Annotated in this window: 17 protein-coding genes; 12 read left to right on the forward strand and 5 right to left on the reverse strand. The window is 46.5% G+C overall.

Annotated features, from left to right (window positions below; genetic code table 11):
• The first annotated feature begins 13 nt into the window (after nucleotides 1–13).
• From ACR1R9_RS28090 to ACR1R9_RS28105, 4 genes are all read left to right on the forward strand, one after another.
• The gene (locus tag ACR1R9_RS28090; RefSeq protein WP_433922217.1) at nucleotides 14–781 is read left to right on the forward strand and encodes an HAD family hydrolase; all 768 of its coding nucleotides are present in this window, start codon (nucleotides 14–16) and stop codon (nucleotides 779–781) included.
• Nucleotides 778–1,113, forward strand: coding sequence for a DMT family transporter (locus ACR1R9_RS28095; RefSeq protein ID WP_076287289.1), 336 nt, complete (start codon nucleotides 778–780; stop codon nucleotides 1,111–1,113). The genes ACR1R9_RS28090 and ACR1R9_RS28095 overlap by 4 nt, the downstream gene beginning before the upstream one ends.
• Complete coding sequence (locus tag ACR1R9_RS28100) at nucleotides 1,113–2,123, forward strand: metallophosphoesterase family protein (protein WP_433922216.1); 1,011 nt, start codon at nucleotides 1,113–1,115, stop codon at nucleotides 2,121–2,123. Before ACR1R9_RS28095 ends, ACR1R9_RS28100 begins: the two co-directional genes overlap by 1 nt.
• Nucleotides 2,124–2,473: 350 nt before the next feature.
• Nucleotides 2,474–3,934 (forward strand): carboxylesterase/lipase family protein, encoded by a 1,461-nt coding sequence (locus ACR1R9_RS28105; protein ID WP_433922215.1) that lies wholly within the window; start codon nucleotides 2,474–2,476, stop codon nucleotides 3,932–3,934.
• A gap of 169 nt (nucleotides 3,935–4,103) precedes the next feature.
• Here the strand turns inward: ACR1R9_RS28105 and ACR1R9_RS28110 are convergent, their stop codons facing one another.
• The gene (locus ACR1R9_RS28110) at nucleotides 4,104–5,258 is read right to left on the reverse strand and encodes a VanZ family protein (RefSeq protein WP_433922214.1); all 1,155 of its coding nucleotides are present in this window, start codon (nucleotides 5,256–5,258) and stop codon (nucleotides 4,104–4,106) included.
• 249 nt (nucleotides 5,259–5,507) lie between these two features.
• Here ACR1R9_RS28110 and ACR1R9_RS28115 point away from each other — a divergent pair, with 249 nt between their 5' ends.
• The 5 genes from ACR1R9_RS28115 to ACR1R9_RS28135 all read left to right on the forward strand — a co-directional run bounded on the left by ACR1R9_RS28115 (nucleotide 5,508) and on the right by ACR1R9_RS28135 (nucleotide 10,694).
• The gene (locus ACR1R9_RS28115) at nucleotides 5,508–5,849 is read left to right on the forward strand and encodes a zinc ribbon domain-containing protein YjdM (protein WP_076287691.1); all 342 of its coding nucleotides are present in this window, start codon (nucleotides 5,508–5,510) and stop codon (nucleotides 5,847–5,849) included.
• 192 nt (nucleotides 5,850–6,041) lie between these two features.
• Nucleotides 6,042–6,599, forward strand: a complete 558-nt coding sequence (locus tag ACR1R9_RS28120) for an RNA polymerase sigma factor (protein ID WP_433922212.1) — start codon at nucleotides 6,042–6,044, stop codon at nucleotides 6,597–6,599.
• Nucleotides 6,556–8,214 (forward strand): DUF4179 domain-containing protein, encoded by a 1,659-nt coding sequence (locus ACR1R9_RS28125; protein WP_433922211.1) that lies wholly within the window; start codon nucleotides 6,556–6,558, stop codon nucleotides 8,212–8,214. The genes ACR1R9_RS28120 and ACR1R9_RS28125 overlap by 44 nt, the downstream gene beginning before the upstream one ends.
• A 431-nt stretch (nucleotides 8,215–8,645) precedes the next feature.
• Nucleotides 8,646–9,458: a class I SAM-dependent methyltransferase gene (locus tag ACR1R9_RS28130; protein WP_175381955.1), complete on the forward strand. Its 813-nt coding sequence runs from the start codon at nucleotides 8,646–8,648 to the stop codon at nucleotides 9,456–9,458.
• A gap of 174 nt (nucleotides 9,459–9,632) precedes the next feature.
• Complete coding sequence (locus ACR1R9_RS28135) at nucleotides 9,633–10,694, forward strand: LLM class flavin-dependent oxidoreductase (protein ID WP_310854206.1); 1,062 nt, start codon at nucleotides 9,633–9,635, stop codon at nucleotides 10,692–10,694.
• 251 nt (nucleotides 10,695–10,945) lie between these two features.
• Here ACR1R9_RS28135 and ACR1R9_RS28140 read toward each other — a convergent pair whose 3' ends face one another.
• Nucleotides 10,946–12,706, reverse strand: coding sequence for a cellulase family glycosylhydrolase (locus tag ACR1R9_RS28140; RefSeq protein WP_433922210.1), 1,761 nt, complete (start codon nucleotides 12,704–12,706; stop codon nucleotides 10,946–10,948).
• 97 nt (nucleotides 12,707–12,803) lie between these two features.
• On the reverse strand, nucleotides 12,804–13,280 hold the full coding sequence (locus tag ACR1R9_RS28145; protein ID WP_433922209.1) for a DUF4385 domain-containing protein: 477 nt from the start codon (nucleotides 13,278–13,280) through the stop codon (nucleotides 12,804–12,806).
• Nucleotides 13,281–13,396: 116 nt separating this feature from the next.
• Between ACR1R9_RS28145 and ACR1R9_RS28150 the strand changes: the two genes are divergently transcribed.
• The 3 genes from ACR1R9_RS28150 to ACR1R9_RS28160 all read left to right on the forward strand — a co-directional run bounded on the left by ACR1R9_RS28150 (nucleotide 13,397) and on the right by ACR1R9_RS28160 (nucleotide 15,812).
• The gene (locus ACR1R9_RS28150) at nucleotides 13,397–13,864 is read left to right on the forward strand and encodes a YfbM family protein (protein ID WP_433922208.1); all 468 of its coding nucleotides are present in this window, start codon (nucleotides 13,397–13,399) and stop codon (nucleotides 13,862–13,864) included.
• 99 nt (nucleotides 13,865–13,963) lie between these two features.
• Nucleotides 13,964–14,095: a hypothetical protein gene (locus ACR1R9_RS28155; protein ID WP_256222229.1), complete on the forward strand. Its 132-nt coding sequence runs from the start codon at nucleotides 13,964–13,966 to the stop codon at nucleotides 14,093–14,095.
• Between the two features lie 211 nt (nucleotides 14,096–14,306).
• Nucleotides 14,307–15,812 (forward strand): copper amine oxidase N-terminal domain-containing protein, encoded by a 1,506-nt coding sequence (locus tag ACR1R9_RS28160; RefSeq protein ID WP_256716704.1) that lies wholly within the window; start codon nucleotides 14,307–14,309, stop codon nucleotides 15,810–15,812.
• An 84-nt stretch (nucleotides 15,813–15,896) separates the two neighbouring features.
• Here the strand turns inward: ACR1R9_RS28160 and ACR1R9_RS28165 are convergent, their stop codons facing one another.
• Nucleotides 15,897–16,355 (reverse strand): GNAT family N-acetyltransferase, encoded by a 459-nt coding sequence (locus tag ACR1R9_RS28165; RefSeq protein WP_076287300.1) that lies wholly within the window; start codon nucleotides 16,353–16,355, stop codon nucleotides 15,897–15,899.
• Nucleotides 16,352–17,272 (reverse strand): D-alanine--D-alanine ligase, encoded by a 921-nt coding sequence (locus tag ACR1R9_RS28170; protein ID WP_076287301.1) that lies wholly within the window; start codon nucleotides 17,270–17,272, stop codon nucleotides 16,352–16,354. Before ACR1R9_RS28170 ends, ACR1R9_RS28165 begins: the two co-directional genes overlap by 4 nt.
• Between the last annotated feature and the right edge of the window lie 2 nt (nucleotides 17,273–17,274).

Below are 17,274 nucleotides of genomic sequence, written 5' to 3' on the forward strand. Positions count from 1 at the left end.
AGGAGCGTAACTGATGCCCGATTTAATGCTGGGGAGCCTTTCTACCCCAATTGAGGCTATTTTATTTGACAAGGATGGGACATTGCTTGATTTTACAGCGATGTGGGGCTTCTGGACCGATCGTGTGATGGAGAACTTCCGGGAAGAGCTTGCTGCCCGTGGCCTTCAGTTCAATGCAGCAGAGATTCCTCATATATGGGGAACATTCCATGATGAGCAGGGACGAATGAACGGTTATGATGTGCGAGGGCCCCTTGCCATGGGAACGATGGAGGAAGTTTATGCCGTATTAACTTGGCATGGCTATCGTGCAGGATTAAGCTGGGCGGAAGCGAAAATTATTGTGAGGGAATGTTTGCTACAGGCAGAATATGCAATGAATAAGGAGCGCCCTGCTCAGCCCCTCCCAGGCGTCCTTGCCTTTCTTGAGCAGTGTCGCAGCAAAGGACTGAGAATGGGCGTCGTCACAGCGGATGAGACAGAAAATGCGCTAAGTCATTTGAAATGGATGGGGATTGAATCTTTTTTCACCGTAGTTGTAGGAACGGATCAGGTTGGACGGGGAAAACCGTTTCCTGACATGTTGTTGCTGGCGTGTGAGCGTCTGGGTGTACCTACTGCAAGAGTTGTCGTGATCGGCGATACGGATGGTGATATGGAGATGGCTCGTGCTGCCGGAGCTGCCTGGAAGATTGCTATCGGTGAACCTGCTCATATCAAGCTCGCGGACCTTACGGTTCGTTCGTTTGATGAATTGCTGGAAGTCGAGGTAAACCGATGACGAGTCATTCATATACAGGATGGATACTGCTTGCCCTAGCGATTGGATTGGAGCTGAGCGGTACGATTCTGATGAGGGTCTCGGATGGTTTTACCCGCGTATGGCCTTCCATTCTTATGTTTGCTTGTTATGGAGCGAGCTTTACCCTGTTGAATTTTGCTGTGAAGTATATGCCGCTGGGTGTTGCTTATGCCATCTGGTCGGGCGTAGGCATTACATTGATTGGGATCGTGGGACATTACTTTCTGGGTGAACGTCTGAAGGCGATGTCGATCGTCTGGATGGGCTTTATTCTGATTGGCATTATTGGACTGAAATGGAGTGATTCCTGATGGGAAATGAAAATAAACACGAACAACCGATAATCAGCTTCCAGGTCATCACAGATACTCATGTGAGAGAGCAGGCTGATCATATCCATAACCGTCATCTGGAGAAAGCGCTGGAAGACATCGCAACGTATAGCCATGGCAGCAGTGGAATTATGCATGTGGGCGACGTGACCGATCGTGGACTGCAGCAAGAATACCAAGAGTTGCAGCGTATATTGGAGGCTCACGGCGAATCATTGCCTCAAATACGTTACACTGTAGGTAATCATGATATCGGAGCCATTTTATGGGGAGATCCGCCGCTGAACTTGACCACAATGAACCAGCATGAGGTGGGCGAGGTGTTGGGGCATTCAGGGGATATGGGCCAAGTCGAGGCTCATGACATTGAAAAACTGGATGAATCGATCTCGATTGAAGGGTTATGGCAGAAGCGGTTGAGCGATTTTACAGCAATCACAGGTATGAACGGATCGTATCACGACCACTGGATCGACGGATATCATTATATCTTCCTGGGTACGGAGCAGCCTCATCCGAAAGATTGTGATATGTCTGCAGATCAACTGCAATGGCTGGAAACGAAACTGTCGGAGCAAGCATTGCCGGAGCAGCCGATTTTTGTTTTTCTCCATCAACCACTGATGGATACAGTCGCGGGTTCCATGAAGGAACAGGGTTGGTATGGCGTGAGTCAGGACGCAGCAGTAAAGGCTGTGCTAAGTCGTTATCCGCAGGTCATCCTCTTCTCTGGGCACACCCATTGGCAATTAGAGGCTAAGCATACCATGTACGAAGGTGGCGGACAGCTGCCAACGATGTTTAATGCTTCCTCTGTAGCTTATCTCTGGACGGATGAGGACGAGCATCTGGAGGGAAGTGAGAGTTTGCATGTCGATGTATACCGTGATCGGGTTGTCGTTAAGGGACGTAATCATGTGACCGGGAGCTGGATTGAAGGCGCAGAATATACGGTTCATTATCCGATAAAAGTAAACGGCGGTAATTGATCCATACATCGGGTAAGTTGATGAAATATGCAGGGCAACAATAGAAGACTTCGCTCGTTAATTGAAGCGGAGTCTTTATTATTGCTGTAAAAGTTCCACGTGAAACGTAGCAGTGGTACTTGAATCTGGACAAACTTGTAAATGGGTATCGCGGAGATCTATACTCAAATTAGTGGAAACGCGCCAGCTAGTACATACGAGAGGGCGTTGAAGCAATAGAAGGTTATTCTTTGTGTACGTTATTAAACAAACCTTGAGACAGAATTTCATCAGCTCAAAGTTACACCCAGATCTGAACAATACCAGTCGTAAACTGGAACTATCGATCAGTAGAGAGGATGTATATGCGCATGAGGGAACTTCAAGTGAATACAAGATATGGAACGGTTCAAGGAGAGCTTCTGCATGGAGCGAGTGTATGGAAAGGCATTCCTTATGCTACACCACCCGTGGGTGAATTACGCTTCCAGGTCCCGGTCTCACCCGAGTCGTGGGATGGAGTCAGAGAGGCGACGCAGTTCGGCCCTGAAAATATACAGCCAAGAAATCCCCAAACCGAGGCCATATCCGGACAGCCGCCGGTGGAATCGGAAGATAGTCTTTACCTGAATATCTGGGCACCTGAAAAAGAAAGCCATGATCCACTTCCCGTGATGGTATGGATTCATGGCGGATCGTTCGTTTCAGGCGCTGGCAGCCAGCCCATGTACGATGGAACACAACTTGTTCTCCGGGGAGACGTTATCGTCGTGACGATCAACTATCGTCTGGGGCCGCTAGGGTTCTTGCATCTGGCTCCGCTTGGGGAGGGTTTTGCATCCAATGTGGGTTTACTGGATCAGATTGCTGCACTGCAATGGGTACAGGACAACATCGAAGCTTTTGGCGGTGATTCGCATAACGTCACTGTATTCGGGGAATCTGCGGGCAGCATGAGTATTGCGTCTTTGATGGCGATGCCAGCTGCCAAAGGATTGTTCCATCGTGCCATTATGCAAAGTGGAGCCTCACAAGTCATGCCAGCAGAGCAGGCTTCAGCCATTCGTGATGGTATGTTGAAGGTTCTGGGTGTAACACCAGATGACCTGCACAAACTCAAAACCATTCCAGTGGAGCAAATCATCGCTGCTGGCGAGACGGTTAAACAACAAAGCGGTGCAGGGATGGCACTGTTGTTCCAGCCCGTACTGGATGAAGTTACACTTCCGAAGTCGCCTCTTCAGGCGGTAGAAGAGGGCGCGGCACAGGATATCCCTGTACTGATCGGAACCACTTTGCATGAAGGCTCGTTGTTTATTCAGCCTCAAATCCCTTACTCCGAAGAAATCAACATGGTGAAGGCTGTTGATTTCATGACACCTGATCTGGAGAATCGGGCAGCAATTGCGGACAGTTATCCCAAAACTGCAGATGGCCAGGCTCAGGTGATGACGGATCTGTTCTTCTGGCGCTCGGCTGTGCAATATGCGGCAGCTCAGCAGAAACATGCACCTGTATGGATGTATCGCTTTGATTGGGTGATGCCGGAGCACCCACTGCTGCATAAATCAATCCATAGCATCGATATCTTCTTTGCTTTTAATACGTTACCTGTATTGAAGTTTATGAATGCCGAACCGGATGCTGCCGCGGTAAAACTTGCAGGTAAAGTGCAGGATGCATGGATTTCGTTTGCCAAGCAGGGCAAGCCTGAGACAGCGGGAGTAAATTGGCCTGCCTACGAAGATGATCGCGCTACGCTGATTTTTAATCATGAATTGGAGTTGGTCCATGATCCGGAAGCTTCCAAACGTGAGCTGCTGGGGCTATAGTTCGGCGACCTCTGAACTTCATCTCAACATAGTTAAAAGGTGTGCCTCGTCATTAGTTGACGAGGCACACCTTTTTTTACGATGGACCAACTTGACGACTTTAATGGCAAACGATACAGTACTATCTTTCACCTGAACCTATGTGCTGTGAGTGGAATGAGTCCAGCATTTATTTTCGGGATGCTCTTGTCTTAGACACATCATCACAGTAAAAGGCTCGCTTGCCCCGGGAGAACAGCACCAGCATGACATGAACGAACAACACCAGAAGAATCAGCACATGCAAACCAACAATGCCGACAGAAAGCCATATTTTATAGGGCTCAAGCATCGCATTTTTGTTTAGCAAAGCATACTCGTTTATGATTTGAGCAATGGTCACAAACAGCCAAGGGACGTAAAGCGCGAGCAATCTTTTGAACAGGGAAGTGCTGGAAGGATCGCCTGTCCGTTGATCAATATATCTGAATCGCATCAGGGCTGAGCCTGGTGTTTTGCCTTCTCGCAGCGATGGGATAAAGAAAAATACAACCAGCATCGCAATCATGGTATTTAGCATACTAATCATGGCATTTGTATGGGATAGATTGAAAATGGACATCAGATTGGACAGGAATACGACAACTACACTGTCGATAATGAGTGCGAGTAGTTGGGCTACAGGGTAGACCTTGTTTTGTTCGATGATTTGTTCGCTTTTCGCCTGAATACTTGCACGAGATGGGAATAAGGCAAGCGCGATGGGTGCTGCGAAAAATCCCAGTACCGTTCCTGAAGTATTCAGCAGCAGGTCATCCACGTCAAACAGCCGATACGGGCAATCATAATAACCGTAGAAGCCGGTGATCTGGGTAATCTCAAAGAACAGGGATAAGCCGAATCCGCTTAACAAAGCCTGTTTCCAGTAAGATCTCTTTTGCCAAAAATAACGGATATACACGCCAAGTGGCATGAGAAGCAATACGTTGAACAGAACTTGCAGAAAAGCTCTGCCCTGAATCATTCCCATATAGCTGGCGGGTTGAGACCAGACAACTGGTGTTTCTTTCATAATATCTTTTACAAAGGTGAATGGAACAAGGTTGTAATAGACGGTATCCGCTGCTTGCTGTGCACATGTATTACGCGTGGTCGGGAAAGGAAGAATAACAAGGCAATATGCAGCCAGCAAGTAGAAAATAAATGAAAAGCTGACGCCAAACCGCGACCAGCTAAAAAATCCATCTTTTCGATATCCGTAGATTAACCAAGGCACCAGCAGAAACATGGCGATAAGGACAAAAATAAAGAAAGCCGTCTGGACAGGGAAAACATAGGGTGACATAAGCAGAAACTCCTTTTATAGGATGTATATCAGCGTGTAAGACACGACTTTTAAGAATAGTATTTCGTTGTGATACTCCACCATTTTCCTTTTATAGCTTCAGTATAAGGAACCTTCCTTAAATCAGGGGGCGGGGCAATCTTAAATTTTGTTTAAAATCAATTAACCACTGTGGCCTATGTGGAACAATGGACTGCATTCCCGTATACTTGCGAGGAAGCCACAAAATGAATGGAGAGTTTAATACATATGTCTAATTTGCCTAATTGCCCCAAATGTAATTCCGAATACACGTACGAGGACGGTAATCTGTTGGTGTGTCCAGAATGTGCGCACGAATGGGCGCTAGCATCAGAAGAAGAGAATGCGGAGGAAACTAAAGTAGTACGCGATTCCAATGGTAATGTCCTGAATGATGGCGATACCGTTACGGTTATTAAGGATTTGAAGGTGAAGGGCAGCTCGCTGGTAGTTAAGCAGGGAACCAAAGTCAAAAACATCCGACTGATTGACGGTGATCATGACATCGACTGCAAAATCGACAGCCTAGGCGCAATGAAGTTGAAGTCCGAGTTTGTGAAAAAAATCTAGCTTCTCTTTAGGCATGGCTGGATTGCCATGTTAGTGGACTTGTCTTAAACCATAAAGAACGTTCATTTCTGCAATGATGTGGAAGTGAAGGTTCTTTTTTGTTGGGTGGAGAAAGGGTAAGAATGAACCTTTGAAGGATCGGCTTTGTCTATAGATTTGAAAAGGCTGATGCAGAGAAAGGAGGGAAAGCTTTTGAACGAAAAGGAATTGTTTGAGATGTACAACAAGGATGTGTACCGAACTTGTTATTACATGCTCCATCATGCTCAGGATGCAGAAGATGTATGCCACGATGTTTTTATTACGGTATTTCGTCAGGATTGGCAGAAGGTTGAATACATGAAGACATGGCTGATGAGAATTACGGTGAATCATTGTCTTAACTTTCTGAAGAGGGAACGAACAGTCAAGCAGCGGGAGAAAAGGCAGTATATTCTCACCCCTCAACGAAACGCTGATCCGGTTGATACGTTGATCGAACATGTGGAGGAGTCCGAGGTCTGGGCACAATGGGTTCATGAGCTACCTGAAAAGATACGTTCAGCGATTCTGCTGCGTTATATGAACGAATTAAGTTTATCCGAAACTGCAGAGATTCTGGAAGTGCCACTGGGAACGGTGAAGTCCAGAGTATATAAGGGCATTCGATTGCTTAGGAAAAAATGGGATCAAGCCAGAAAGCAACATCAGAAAGGGGAAATGTATAGTGAAACATACGGAAAATCTGTTGTCTCGTCATCTGAAAAATGATGCAGATATTCGCTATCCCGATTTCGATGCCATGTGGAATCAGATTCGACAGGATCAAGAGCGTTGCCCAGAGCTTCATGTATCAGAGAATAAAGAACATGTGCCGCAACAGATCAAATGGAAGAAGACTGCACTGATCGGAACCGCTGCAGTTATTCTCATGGCGACGCCGGTATATGCAGCAGTCCACTATAATTGGGGTGAACTTTTAAATGACCGTAGTGGTATCCAGAATGCCATGCAAAAGGAGCTTGGACAGAAACTGAATCAGTCCGTAACGGTCAACGGGGTGACTTTAACCTTAGATACAGCCTTTTCCGATGATAATCGCACAGTTATTTTGTATACATTGGACCCTGGTAAGTACAGAGGTGATACATTACAATTCCCTTCTATTGGCATGCGGGATGAGAGTGGAAAACTGATTGAAGGGAGGTATTACCATGTTCCTGATCAGACCGATGGAAAGTTTAAAGGGTACTTTGAGACGGAGTGGACACCATCAGGAAAAGAAGCAAATGTCGACTTCACTGTAGGTGGAATCCAAATATTAGTTCCGGAAGAAAAGGAAATTACCCTAAATCCTTTTCAGCAGCAATCACAGGTGTTCAATATCAACAAGGATGGTTTGGGTGAACTTGTAGTGAGCGCATTCAACGAGAAGGGAAATAAGATGATGTTGTCTACATCATTAACCTTTGATCAACCGGAGGTTCGTGACTATGCCTTTCCGTATTTAAAGATATACGATCAGAAAGGACAGATTCTGGAAGGGAATGCAGCAGGCATATATGGAAAGCCAGGAGAACATGGTGAATATATATCGGAACAGTTCTATAACTTAGAGAAGTTGAAGCAACAAGCAGCAAGTTATGTACTGGCTTATAGTAAAGAAGAAAGCAAAATGGACCAACCACTGGATATCGGTATACGTCTGGATAAAACAGAGATGCTTAGTGGTACGAGTACAAGAGTGCTAAATATACCTCTGGAGGATCAGTCGGATGGAGCAGTCATCAAGGAAGCCATAATTACACCCACCCAAATCAGGCTGATCGTTACTCATAGCGAATATTTCATGCAATTACCATATTTGAAATACACACTTGATGTAAATGGCAGCAAGTTAATTGGAGGGGTATGGCCGTCGGACGATCCGGCACATGAAGCGGAACTGCGCTTCGAAGTAACCTCTGGATTGGAAGTTAATCAGGATACCCCAATGACCTTGTATGCCCGCCATAAAGTCAATTATTTTCAGGGTGAATTTGAGCCAATTACCTTATCCGAGATTGGGGAGAAACCACAATACATTAATTCGAATCTGGGCGATTCTATAATCCATTGGACATATTACCGTAAGGACGGTGATTTGTACGTGGAGAGATATAGTGATGATCTACATTTTGGTGGAATTAATCAGACCTATACGATCCAGAAGGGCAAACGAAGTTATGGTACTCCGGCCAAGACTCAATTTGCAGGTGACGGAAAAAACCTGGGTATTGATCGGTATAATAATTACACATCGGATTCAGCAATCGTATATCCGTGGATGTACAGCACAGAAGAACCGGAACGTGAAGTAGCTGTGCAACTGGAAAATAAGAATTGACAGGAAATATTTAGAAGTACTATACTGAGTGAAATTTAACAGTCAAATGCATTGATCAGGAGTATTAAGGCACAAGGTTTGGTCCAGAGAACTGTCGTTATGGTGCAAGGCAGTCCAACCTATCCCCAACTCACCTGTGAGCAGCAGGATTGAATCGTAGTTACGTAAGTATCGTCGTTGTTCAGCACACGAAAGGGCTGGATATTGAAAATGATGCTATACGCTGACTTCATGTAGATCCTGACGGTTAACCTCCGTCATCAGGTCCTGAGATGTTATGGCAGGATAGGTTGGAGTATGATGTTTCCAATCCTGTTCATGGATCAAGAAGAGTGGTACCGCGAAGGTCAGACCTGTCGCCTCTTAGTTGAGGTGGCAGGTTTTTGTTTTTTTATATGGCCTTAATGTTGAGAAAAGGCAGGTGCAGAATCATGGAAAGATCACGTGTGATTGAGTATTATTCCAGATTTGACGAGTGGGGAAGGCTGGACCGAGAACCGCTGGAGTTCATCATTAATATGCATTATGTCCGAGAGTCACTTCCGGCAACCGGACTTGTGCTGGACAATGGCGCAGGACCAGGCAAATATGCCATGGAGCTTGCAAAACTTGGATACCATGTCACGCTGTCAGACTTGACCCCTGCATCTGTGGATTTGGCTCGACAGAAGGCAAAGGAATTGGATTTGACACAGCAGTTTGACGGATTTCATGTGTTGGATGCGACCCATCTGAACGGTATTGCAGATGAGACATATGATGCGTCTCTGATGCTGGGGCCGTTGTATCATTTGCAGACGGAAGAAGAGCGAGTGGCTGCGGTACGGGAGCTGCATCGGGTCACCAAGCGTGGGGGAACTGTGTTTGTAGCGATGCAGAGCCGTATGCGAATGGGCATTACCTCTTTACAATTCCCGCAGCAATGGAAACCACATGACCACATGGAAGCTATCCGGTCTTTTGTGGAAAAGGGTACATTCGATCATCTGGATCAAGGGCGGTTTACAGGGGCGTACTATTTCAACATACAGGATATTAACCCTTTTATGGAGCAGCACGGATTCGAAACGGTAGACCTGATTGGATCGTCCAGTCTGAGAGCTATGCTCACAGAAGAGCAGCAGCAATATTGGAAAGAACGAGGAGAATACGATGAGTTGATCCAGTATATGATTGAGGCGGCCAAAGACCCGTCAATACTGGGAATCTCGTCTCATCTGTTGTACATTGGGAAAAAGAAATAATTATGAAATCATTGGATTTTGAGAAGAATATGTCACGAAAGTGCCCTCTGGAGAACAGGGGGCACTTGTATTTTTCCTCAAAATAGTTCAATATTAAGATAAATAACAAAAGGTGATCTACTTACAATAGGTTAGATGAACGACGGATCGCTTCATAACAGGGAGGAATAGACAATGGAAATTGGAATCAGTACATTTGTGGAGACGAACCCAGACGTAAACACAGGAGAACTTATAAGTCATGCGCAGCGTATTCGCGACGTCGTTGAAGAGATTGTTTTGGCAGATCAGGTGGGGCTGGATGTATACGGCGTGGGAGAACATCACCGTGCCGACTATGCCGCTTCATCACCAGCTATCATTTTGGCCGCCGCAGCTTCACAGACCAAACGCATTCGCCTAACCAGTGCTGTAACGGTGCTATCTTCGGCTGATCCGGTACGGGTTTTTCAGGATTTTGCAACGCTGGACGGCATTTCGAATGGGCGTGCAGAGATTATGGCAGGGCGGGGATCATTCATCGAATCATTCCCATTGTTCGGCTATGATCTGAATGATTATGATGAATTGTTTGACGAGAAATTGGAGCTCCTCTTAAAGCTGCGTGATTCGGAAAAAGTAACTTGGGAAGGCAAACACCGCCCTTCCTTTAATAATCTAGGCATCTACCCGCGTCCGGTACAAGAGAAGCTGCCTGTATGGATCGGCAGTGGCGGTAACCAGGAATCGGTTGTCCGCGCAGGTCTGCTTGGATTACCGCTTGTACTCGCCATTATTGGTGGTCGCCCAGTTCAATTCGCGCCACTGGTGGAGTTGTACAAAAAAGCAGCTGCACATGCAGGTCACGATGCTTCCAAACTGACTGTGGCTTCCCACTCTCACGGCTTCATTGCAGATACAACAGATGAAGCCGTGGAGAAATTCTTCCCTCCAGCCCAGGCTGTAATGAACATACTGGGCCGTGAACGAGGCTGGGGACACTACAGCCGTGCAACATTTGATGCGGCACGTAGTCTGGAAGGTGCGCTGTATGTGGGTGATGTGGACACCGTTGCTCAGAAGATTATCTATCTGCGTAAAGAAGTTGGTATCACACGCTTCATGTTACACACTCCCCTCGGCACGATGCCGCATGAGGAGGTAATGAGAGCCATTGAACTGCTCGGCAAAGAAGTCGCTCCCAAAGTCCGGGCTGAAATCTCGCGTTGGGAAGCTGAGAATGAAGCCGGGCGTTAATTAGCGATAGTAATTCCTTATATATAATTATAAAAAGGAGCAGGTCCTTCATCCGAGCGATGAAGTGCCTGCTCTTTTTTCATTTCCTTATCAATTCATGGCTTAGCTATGTCCACAGCTGACATACTCCACTGGCAGCGTCTCTATTTGAATAATCTTCAGTAATTCAGTACTTCATAGGTCATGCTGCATCCTGCAGCGCCCATTGCAATCAACGGGGCGTTCAATCTCAACTCAACCTGCGAACAGGCTCAATTTTCTACCTTGCCAGTCACCTGATTTCCGCTCTTAATCAGTGTGTAGCGAATGAGCTCACCACTCCAGAAGTGAAATGTCAGCTCGATCTGTCCGTCGTGCAGTTCTTTGAGCCAATCGGGCTGTAGCTTAATTTCATTCGTTTCATAAGAAGGAGCAAATGTGGTCAAAAACTCTTTGAACGGTGTCCAGTCCTGTGGCGCTGTGTTCTCACCGGATGAATACACAGCCTCCATCGTGGCAAGCTGATCACCTTGAAACTGGGTGGGAATGGAGAAGGAGTCTAATATACCTGTTGCGTGGCCCAACTCGGGCTCCGTGGACACAATTACATTCCATTTCCATTTTGCGCCCTGATTGAACTTCGCTGTGATTATCCCATTGTTCCCAAGCTTCTGAGTTGAACTGATCATCCGGGATAACGCAGTGGATTTGACGGTTAAGGTGTTGCCAATGAACGAATAATCCGTGCCGGCTTTCAGCAATTGATCACCCGCATACAGGGCAACTAACTTGTTTCCGTTTAATTTGATCGTCAATTGTCTGTCTCCTACAGGCGAACCTTGTCTGAAATAGAGCAGATCGCTTTCTCCTACGGCAGAACGTCCTGTCCAGGACGCTTGAATCATCTGAAATAAATCCGGGTCAGCCCACTGGAATGTTAGTCGATTCAGATGCTGACCGTTGTCCCATAACATGGACGTGATCTTTTTTTCTTTTAACTGATGACCAATGAACTCAAAATATTTCAGCTTCTCTCCCTGTTCGATGACATCCGTATGTTTGTCAAAACCGAGCAGGCCGTATTCGCCCAGAATAACCGGAATGCCCTGAATAACCAGTGTGTTGTACACATTATTGAACGTGCTGGCCGCATCATTTTTCGTATCCGTATCGAAGGTGGTGTGCCCTGCAATGTTAACGCTGAACGGCCAATATCCGTAATAATGCACCGTAGCAATCAGATTGTGATCCTTTAGGCCAGCTATCGTCTGTTGCAAACTGTCGAGTCTTACCTGTGTTGGTGAACTTTCCAGCGTAGGCAGGACCAACGGGCGCTCGCTGTTATTTCCACCTGTTTCTCGTACCAACTTTACAAATGCAGTGTTCAATTCATGCAAAAGCTCTAACTGCCGTGCCTCATCAATATTGCTGCCTGAGCCCATGTCGCCTGCATTTGTTGCTCCGCGGTGAAAGCGCGGTTCGTTAACACTTTCAAACATCAGCTTACGTGGTTCATCTTTGAACTGCTTGGCAATCTGAGTCCATACTGCTTTATAACGGGAAAGCACCTGATCATGGTCCGTCTCCAGTTGGCTGATCCAGAGGTAGGAATCATGGTGAACGTTCACGACGACATAGAGGTTGGCATCCAGCGCCCATTGGACAACCTCCTGAACACGACCCATGTAGGCTGGATCAACAGTGTAGTCTGGTGCGTCCCCAATATGCCCATCCCATGTGACGGGAATGCGAATACTTCGGTATCCCTGAGCAGCGATCTGCTGTATCAGTTCGCGGGTAACTCGCGGGTTGCCCCAATACGTTTCATCAGATCCGACCGTATCCAGGGAATTTCCCAGGATCCATCCCGGCTGCATCCCGTCAACATCGCTTTGTAGCGGACCAAAGGCCGTCATTTCATGTTGTCTGGCAAGTTCAGACTTGGCTGCAGATGCAGGCAAAGGAAGCAGAATAAACAGACACAGGGTCATGCAAACAAGCGTCAGGATGAAATGGTGGCTAGGTGGGTTCATAAGGGCTCCTTTGGATGGGCGTACATCGTTAATCTCGTGTGTGAAGCTTGATGTATTGCATTATATCAAAATGAACATCTGCATGAATCATGTATTTTCACCCATGCTCCTGCACGTTCTCTGACTCGTACTTTTCCCGGTGCTTCTGCTTCATTTTCACATAATCCGGGTCCGTTTTGGCGATCTCCCATTGTGCTTTGAAAATGGCTGCTGATTCAGCCTTCACTTTATTATTCTGATAAGGCAGGATGGAGCCGTCCTCCTTCGAATATTTGCGTCCGCCTTTATGATTCGTATACCGCCGGGCCCGCGTATAGCCCATTTGCAGAAACTTGCGTGCCATATCCATACCGGCAAAGTCATCCTTTTCCTTATACTCCAAAAATAATTCGTAGATCTTCTGCGAGGATTCTTTCGCAATTTCGGGTGTTTTGAACCGCCAGTACGGTAGAATCTCGCTTTTGTAGGGCTCCACCATTAATACACCTTGCTCTCCCCGGCCAACGGTATATAGTTCAGGTTGCTTGCGCAGATCAAGCTCCTCGTAATTGAGGCTGTAATCAAACTTTTTCATGGATTCCGCTCCTCCTTGAAGATTATTGTTCCTTTTCACCTCTTTACCCCGATTCTTGTACAACATGCACGGTTAATGGGAAAGAAGAGAAGTACATACATAGGAGGGATAAGGGTATGGGCATGTCCGGCAGATATCTTGTTGTCACCAAGGAATTGGTTGCATCCATTAAGTCAGGTGAAGTCAGTGTTCATGATTGTTCGGTCGAGCTGGATATCGATAAAATGTGGCAGATGCTTCAGTTTACGTTGACTGGTGAAGTGGTAGAGGGGCAGCCTCCTCTGGGATATGTGGTCCCTTTGGCAGGCGAACAATATCTGGGCAACTATTCAGACATGGATCTGTTCCAGCTGAACAATGAACAGGTGCTCGAGGCGTACATGGCGTTAGAACAACTGACACCTGAAGAATTGAAGGAACGGTTTAGCCTGGAACAAATGGTAGCTGAGGGCGTGTATCCTGTCATGGAGGATTGGGACGCAGAGGAGACATTCCAGGAGATCGTTCAGACACTGAATGATGTTCAGGCTTTATATCAGGCAACGGCTGCAAGCGGAAACGGAATTGTCTTTTATATTTTCTAAGTTCCCACCTCTGTCTGTTTAATTTGTTATTATTCCGGTTATTGATAGAAACAAGGCACAGACTGTGCCTAAAATCCGGTAGAAGAGAGGGAATACGATATGACACAAGACCAGAATGAAGAGAACAAAGCCATTCAAGACGACGAGCCGGATCAATTTGAAACCCCTGCACGTACCGATGGTAAAGAATCCGATGAGGACACTGAGTCCAAGGATACGGAAAAAGAATAAACTGAACTGTTTATGGTTCGACTAGGCATATTGTTGTTGAAGCAAATTACACCAAATTTTAAATATACGTCATACCCGAGGTCGGACCATTGTTCGGCCTTTTTTTGGTATTTATTTATGGATTCGGTTTACAACAATTACCTATAACCCTCATAATAGGAGTGAACCACATTTTTCCTAAGGAGGAGATCGTATCAAAAATCACAAGCTAATGAAGTGGATTGCCGTACCACTCGTTTTGATGATGGTTGCGCTTACGGGATGTCAGGCCGTAGGTGGCGTAGATATTGGCAAAGCCGTTGTCAACAGTACAACCGTCAAGTCCGGTGAATCCAAACAGTCCATGCATATAAAAATTGAACCTACAGCAAACCTCGTCGATGAGGATGCGCTTCAAATGATTGAACTCATTAATTCCGTTTCATTGGATATTGAAGATGCCAAAGTGAAGGACTCCAACACGGCGTCTGTCAAAGGCACACTGAGTATGCAAGGAAAGAAATTGCCTTTCCATCTGTCGATGGATAAATCGGAAATGGTCATTGATGTAGACGGAGCGCAAAAGCCTCTATACATATCTTTGCAGGATGACACACTTCCTATGCTAGATACGAAGGCGTTGGAGAAGCAGATCGAGGAGCTTTCCCCGAAATTGCTGACCTTTGCGCTGAAGCATTTGTCCAACCCGAAAAATATTTCCGTAACCCCGGTACAGGAATCGGTTAATGGTGAATCGCTGAGTCTCTCCAAGCTGCATGTGGAGATCAGTGGAGAAGAGCTTCTTGCCATGGTTAAACCGTTTCTGACAAGTGTTGCTCAGGATGAGCAAGGACTCAAGGATCTGATTGGAGATCTGTATGATGTGTTCTACCCTATCCTCGTTACATTCAACACGGTTGATATTGGCGACGGCAGTGCCCTTCCTTCTACGATTAGCGAATCACGGGATGCCGAAGTTGCTTCATTGTATGAAATGATTAAGGGCGGTCTTGACGAGATTCTTGCTAATTACGACAAGGAACTAGCCAACTTGTTGACCGAAACACCTGAATTGAAGACGGTGTTCGGAACTGAGACCAATCTCAAATTGGACTTTTATCTGGACAGCGCACTGAATATCCGTAAACAGAATTATGATTTCAAAGTAGCGTTGCCTGCTTCTGAAGATCTGCCGATCAAATCGGTATCTGTATATGGTGACAGCGAACTGTGGAATATTGGTGGACCAGTAACTGTGGATGCCGTGGACAAAACGGCTGGTGCAATTGATCTGATGCAGGGAGATATCACGCCAGGTCAGATGTTGCGCAATTTTGATTCCAATTCACTTGTGTATCAGCTGTTGAAAGATGAAGCGGGAATCACCCGTAAATATGTCATGTTGTATCCGGACGACGAATCCTATGGCGCAGTCACTGTTAAAAATACAACATTTGTTCCTCTTCGTTATCTGTCCGAGGAATTGGATGCTGAAGTGAAATGGACCAAAGGGTCGGATAAAATCGTCGTTATTGACGATATCACCGGCGATGAGATTGTCCTGACTGTAGGTTCCAAGAAGGCCACTGTTGCAGGCAAGGAAGTAACAATGGTTGAACCCGCTTATGTGGGCAAAAACGGCAAAACTTACGTCCCACTGCGCTTTATGGCCGAATCTCTTGGGGCATCTGTAGATAAGGAAAAAGAAACAGGCTGGATTTTTATCGACCGGCCATAAGTAAGATTTGTATATTATAAAAAATGCCCGTTTCCGACCTTTGTGTTGGAAATGGGCGTTTTTTTGATGTTACTTTCCAAACAGTCAGCTATGCTGCAAAGCCTGCGGCTTTTTGCTAAAGCCAGTGCTTCCCGCGGTAAAGCCCATCTGTTGGTAGAATTTATGCGCATCTTCACGATCCGGGCGATTGCCGCTGTTCAGGGATAAGGAATCCACGCCATGAGTGGCTGCCCATTGCTCTGCTTCCAGAATAAGCTGACGACCGATGCCGGAGCTTCTGAACTGGTCATGCACGATAAGAGCCATAATACGGCAGTGCTTTCCGTTTTTTTCATATAGATAAGATGTTTGGAGTCCGATCAGTCCAACGACACGGCCACGGACTTCGGCAACCAACGTTGCAAAGTTTGAATCCGCAGCGATGTGCGAATAACGCTCCTTCATCTCGGCATACGTGGTTGGATAGCCGAGTTGATCCATAAGAATGACCATGTCCTGCAGATCTTCAGGGGTACTGTTACGAATTGTTATATTCAGACTCATGATCGCGTTGCCTCCTTTTGACGTTCTTTTAACGAGAGATCAATGATGGAATCCAGCAAACCGGCAAAGGAGATACCAGCCGCGGCTGCACTTTTGGGCAGCAGGCTATTTCGGGTAAGACCTGGTAGGGTGTTTACCTCAAGCACATAGGGCATGCCATCCCGAATCATCATGTCCACACGGGCATAGACACTGCATTTTAACACCCGGTAACAGGTTAGTGCTGCCGCTTCTACACGTTTGTGCAAATCCGCAGGCAAATGAACGACCTGCTCATCAGCGCCGCCGTCATTATATTTGGAAGTGTAATCGAAAAAATCAGCATTTGAACGAATCGAGATAACTGGAAGCATCTGACCATCCAGAACGGCGCAGGTAATCTCCTCACCCTCAATATATTGCTCAATCATGACGACTTCGTCCCAGACGAGTGCCGCTTCTACAGCCGCATGAAGAGTCGAGGGTTCCTGTACCACTTGCGTACCAATGCTGGAACCGCCTGAATTGGGTTTTACTACAACGGGATACGTTAACTGCTGCACAGCGGTTGATGACAATTCATCCAAACTGCTTACCTGAAGCCACTCGCCAGTAGGTACACCCGCATGCTGGATGAGGCGTTTGGACATATCTTTGTCCATGCATACGCTGCTCGCGAGGACACCACAGCCTGTATAAGGAACACCCAGCGACTCCAACGTACCTTGAATCGTACCATCCTCGCCATATTTGCCGTGCAGAGCGAGCAGTGCCACATCCAATCCTGCGGCTTTCTCAATGAGATCACGTTTGCTGTTGATCTCCACCGGAATAACCTCATACTTCTGTCCATCCAGATGGTTGATCATTTCCTGTCCGGTGAGCAGAGAAACATTCCGCTCCGAAGATGTGCCACCCATTATCACGCCAACTTTCATGT

Source organism: Paenibacillus taichungensis (assembly GCF_050994985.1).
Taxonomy (GTDB): Bacteria; Bacillota; Bacilli; order Paenibacillales; family Paenibacillaceae; genus Paenibacillus; species Paenibacillus taichungensis.

Bases quoted from the DNA above. Each gene is read 5' to 3' on its own strand.
- ACR1R9_RS28090 (WP_433922217.1), top strand. From the start codon at position 14: ATGCCCGATTTAATGCTGGGGAGCCTTTCTACCCCAATTGAGGCTATT.
- ACR1R9_RS28095 (WP_076287289.1), top strand. From the start codon at position 778: ATGACGAGTCATTCATATACAGGATGGATACTGCTTGCCCTAGCGATT.
- ACR1R9_RS28100 (WP_433922216.1), top strand. From the start codon at position 1,113: ATGGGAAATGAAAATAAACACGAACAACCGATAATCAGCTTCCAGGTC.
- ACR1R9_RS28105 (WP_433922215.1), top strand. From the start codon at position 2,474: ATGAGGGAACTTCAAGTGAATACAAGATATGGAACGGTTCAAGGAGAG.
- ACR1R9_RS28110 (WP_433922214.1), bottom strand. From the start codon at position 5,258: ATGTCACCCTATGTTTTCCCTGTCCAGACGGCTTTCTTTATTTTTGTC.
- ACR1R9_RS28115 (WP_076287691.1), top strand. From the start codon at position 5,508: ATGTCTAATTTGCCTAATTGCCCCAAATGTAATTCCGAATACACGTAC.
- ACR1R9_RS28130 (WP_175381955.1), top strand. From the start codon at position 8,646: ATGGAAAGATCACGTGTGATTGAGTATTATTCCAGATTTGACGAGTGG.
- ACR1R9_RS28135 (WP_310854206.1), top strand. From the start codon at position 9,633: ATGGAAATTGGAATCAGTACATTTGTGGAGACGAACCCAGACGTAAAC.
- ACR1R9_RS28140 (WP_433922210.1), bottom strand. From the start codon at position 12,706: ATGAACCCACCTAGCCACCATTTCATCCTGACGCTTGTTTGCATGACC.
- ACR1R9_RS28145 (WP_433922209.1), bottom strand. From the start codon at position 13,280: ATGAAAAAGTTTGATTACAGCCTCAATTACGAGGAGCTTGATCTGCGC.
- ACR1R9_RS28150 (WP_433922208.1), top strand. From the start codon at position 13,397: ATGGGCATGTCCGGCAGATATCTTGTTGTCACCAAGGAATTGGTTGCA.
- ACR1R9_RS28155 (WP_256222229.1), top strand. From the start codon at position 13,964: ATGACACAAGACCAGAATGAAGAGAACAAAGCCATTCAAGACGACGAG.
- ACR1R9_RS28160 (WP_256716704.1), top strand. From the start codon at position 14,307: ATGAAGTGGATTGCCGTACCACTCGTTTTGATGATGGTTGCGCTTACG.
- ACR1R9_RS28165 (WP_076287300.1), bottom strand. From the start codon at position 16,355: ATGAGTCTGAATATAACAATTCGTAACAGTACCCCTGAAGATCTGCAG.
- ACR1R9_RS28170 (WP_076287301.1), bottom strand. From the start codon at position 17,272: ATGAAAGTTGGCGTGATAATGGGTGGCACATCTTCGGAGCGGAATGTT.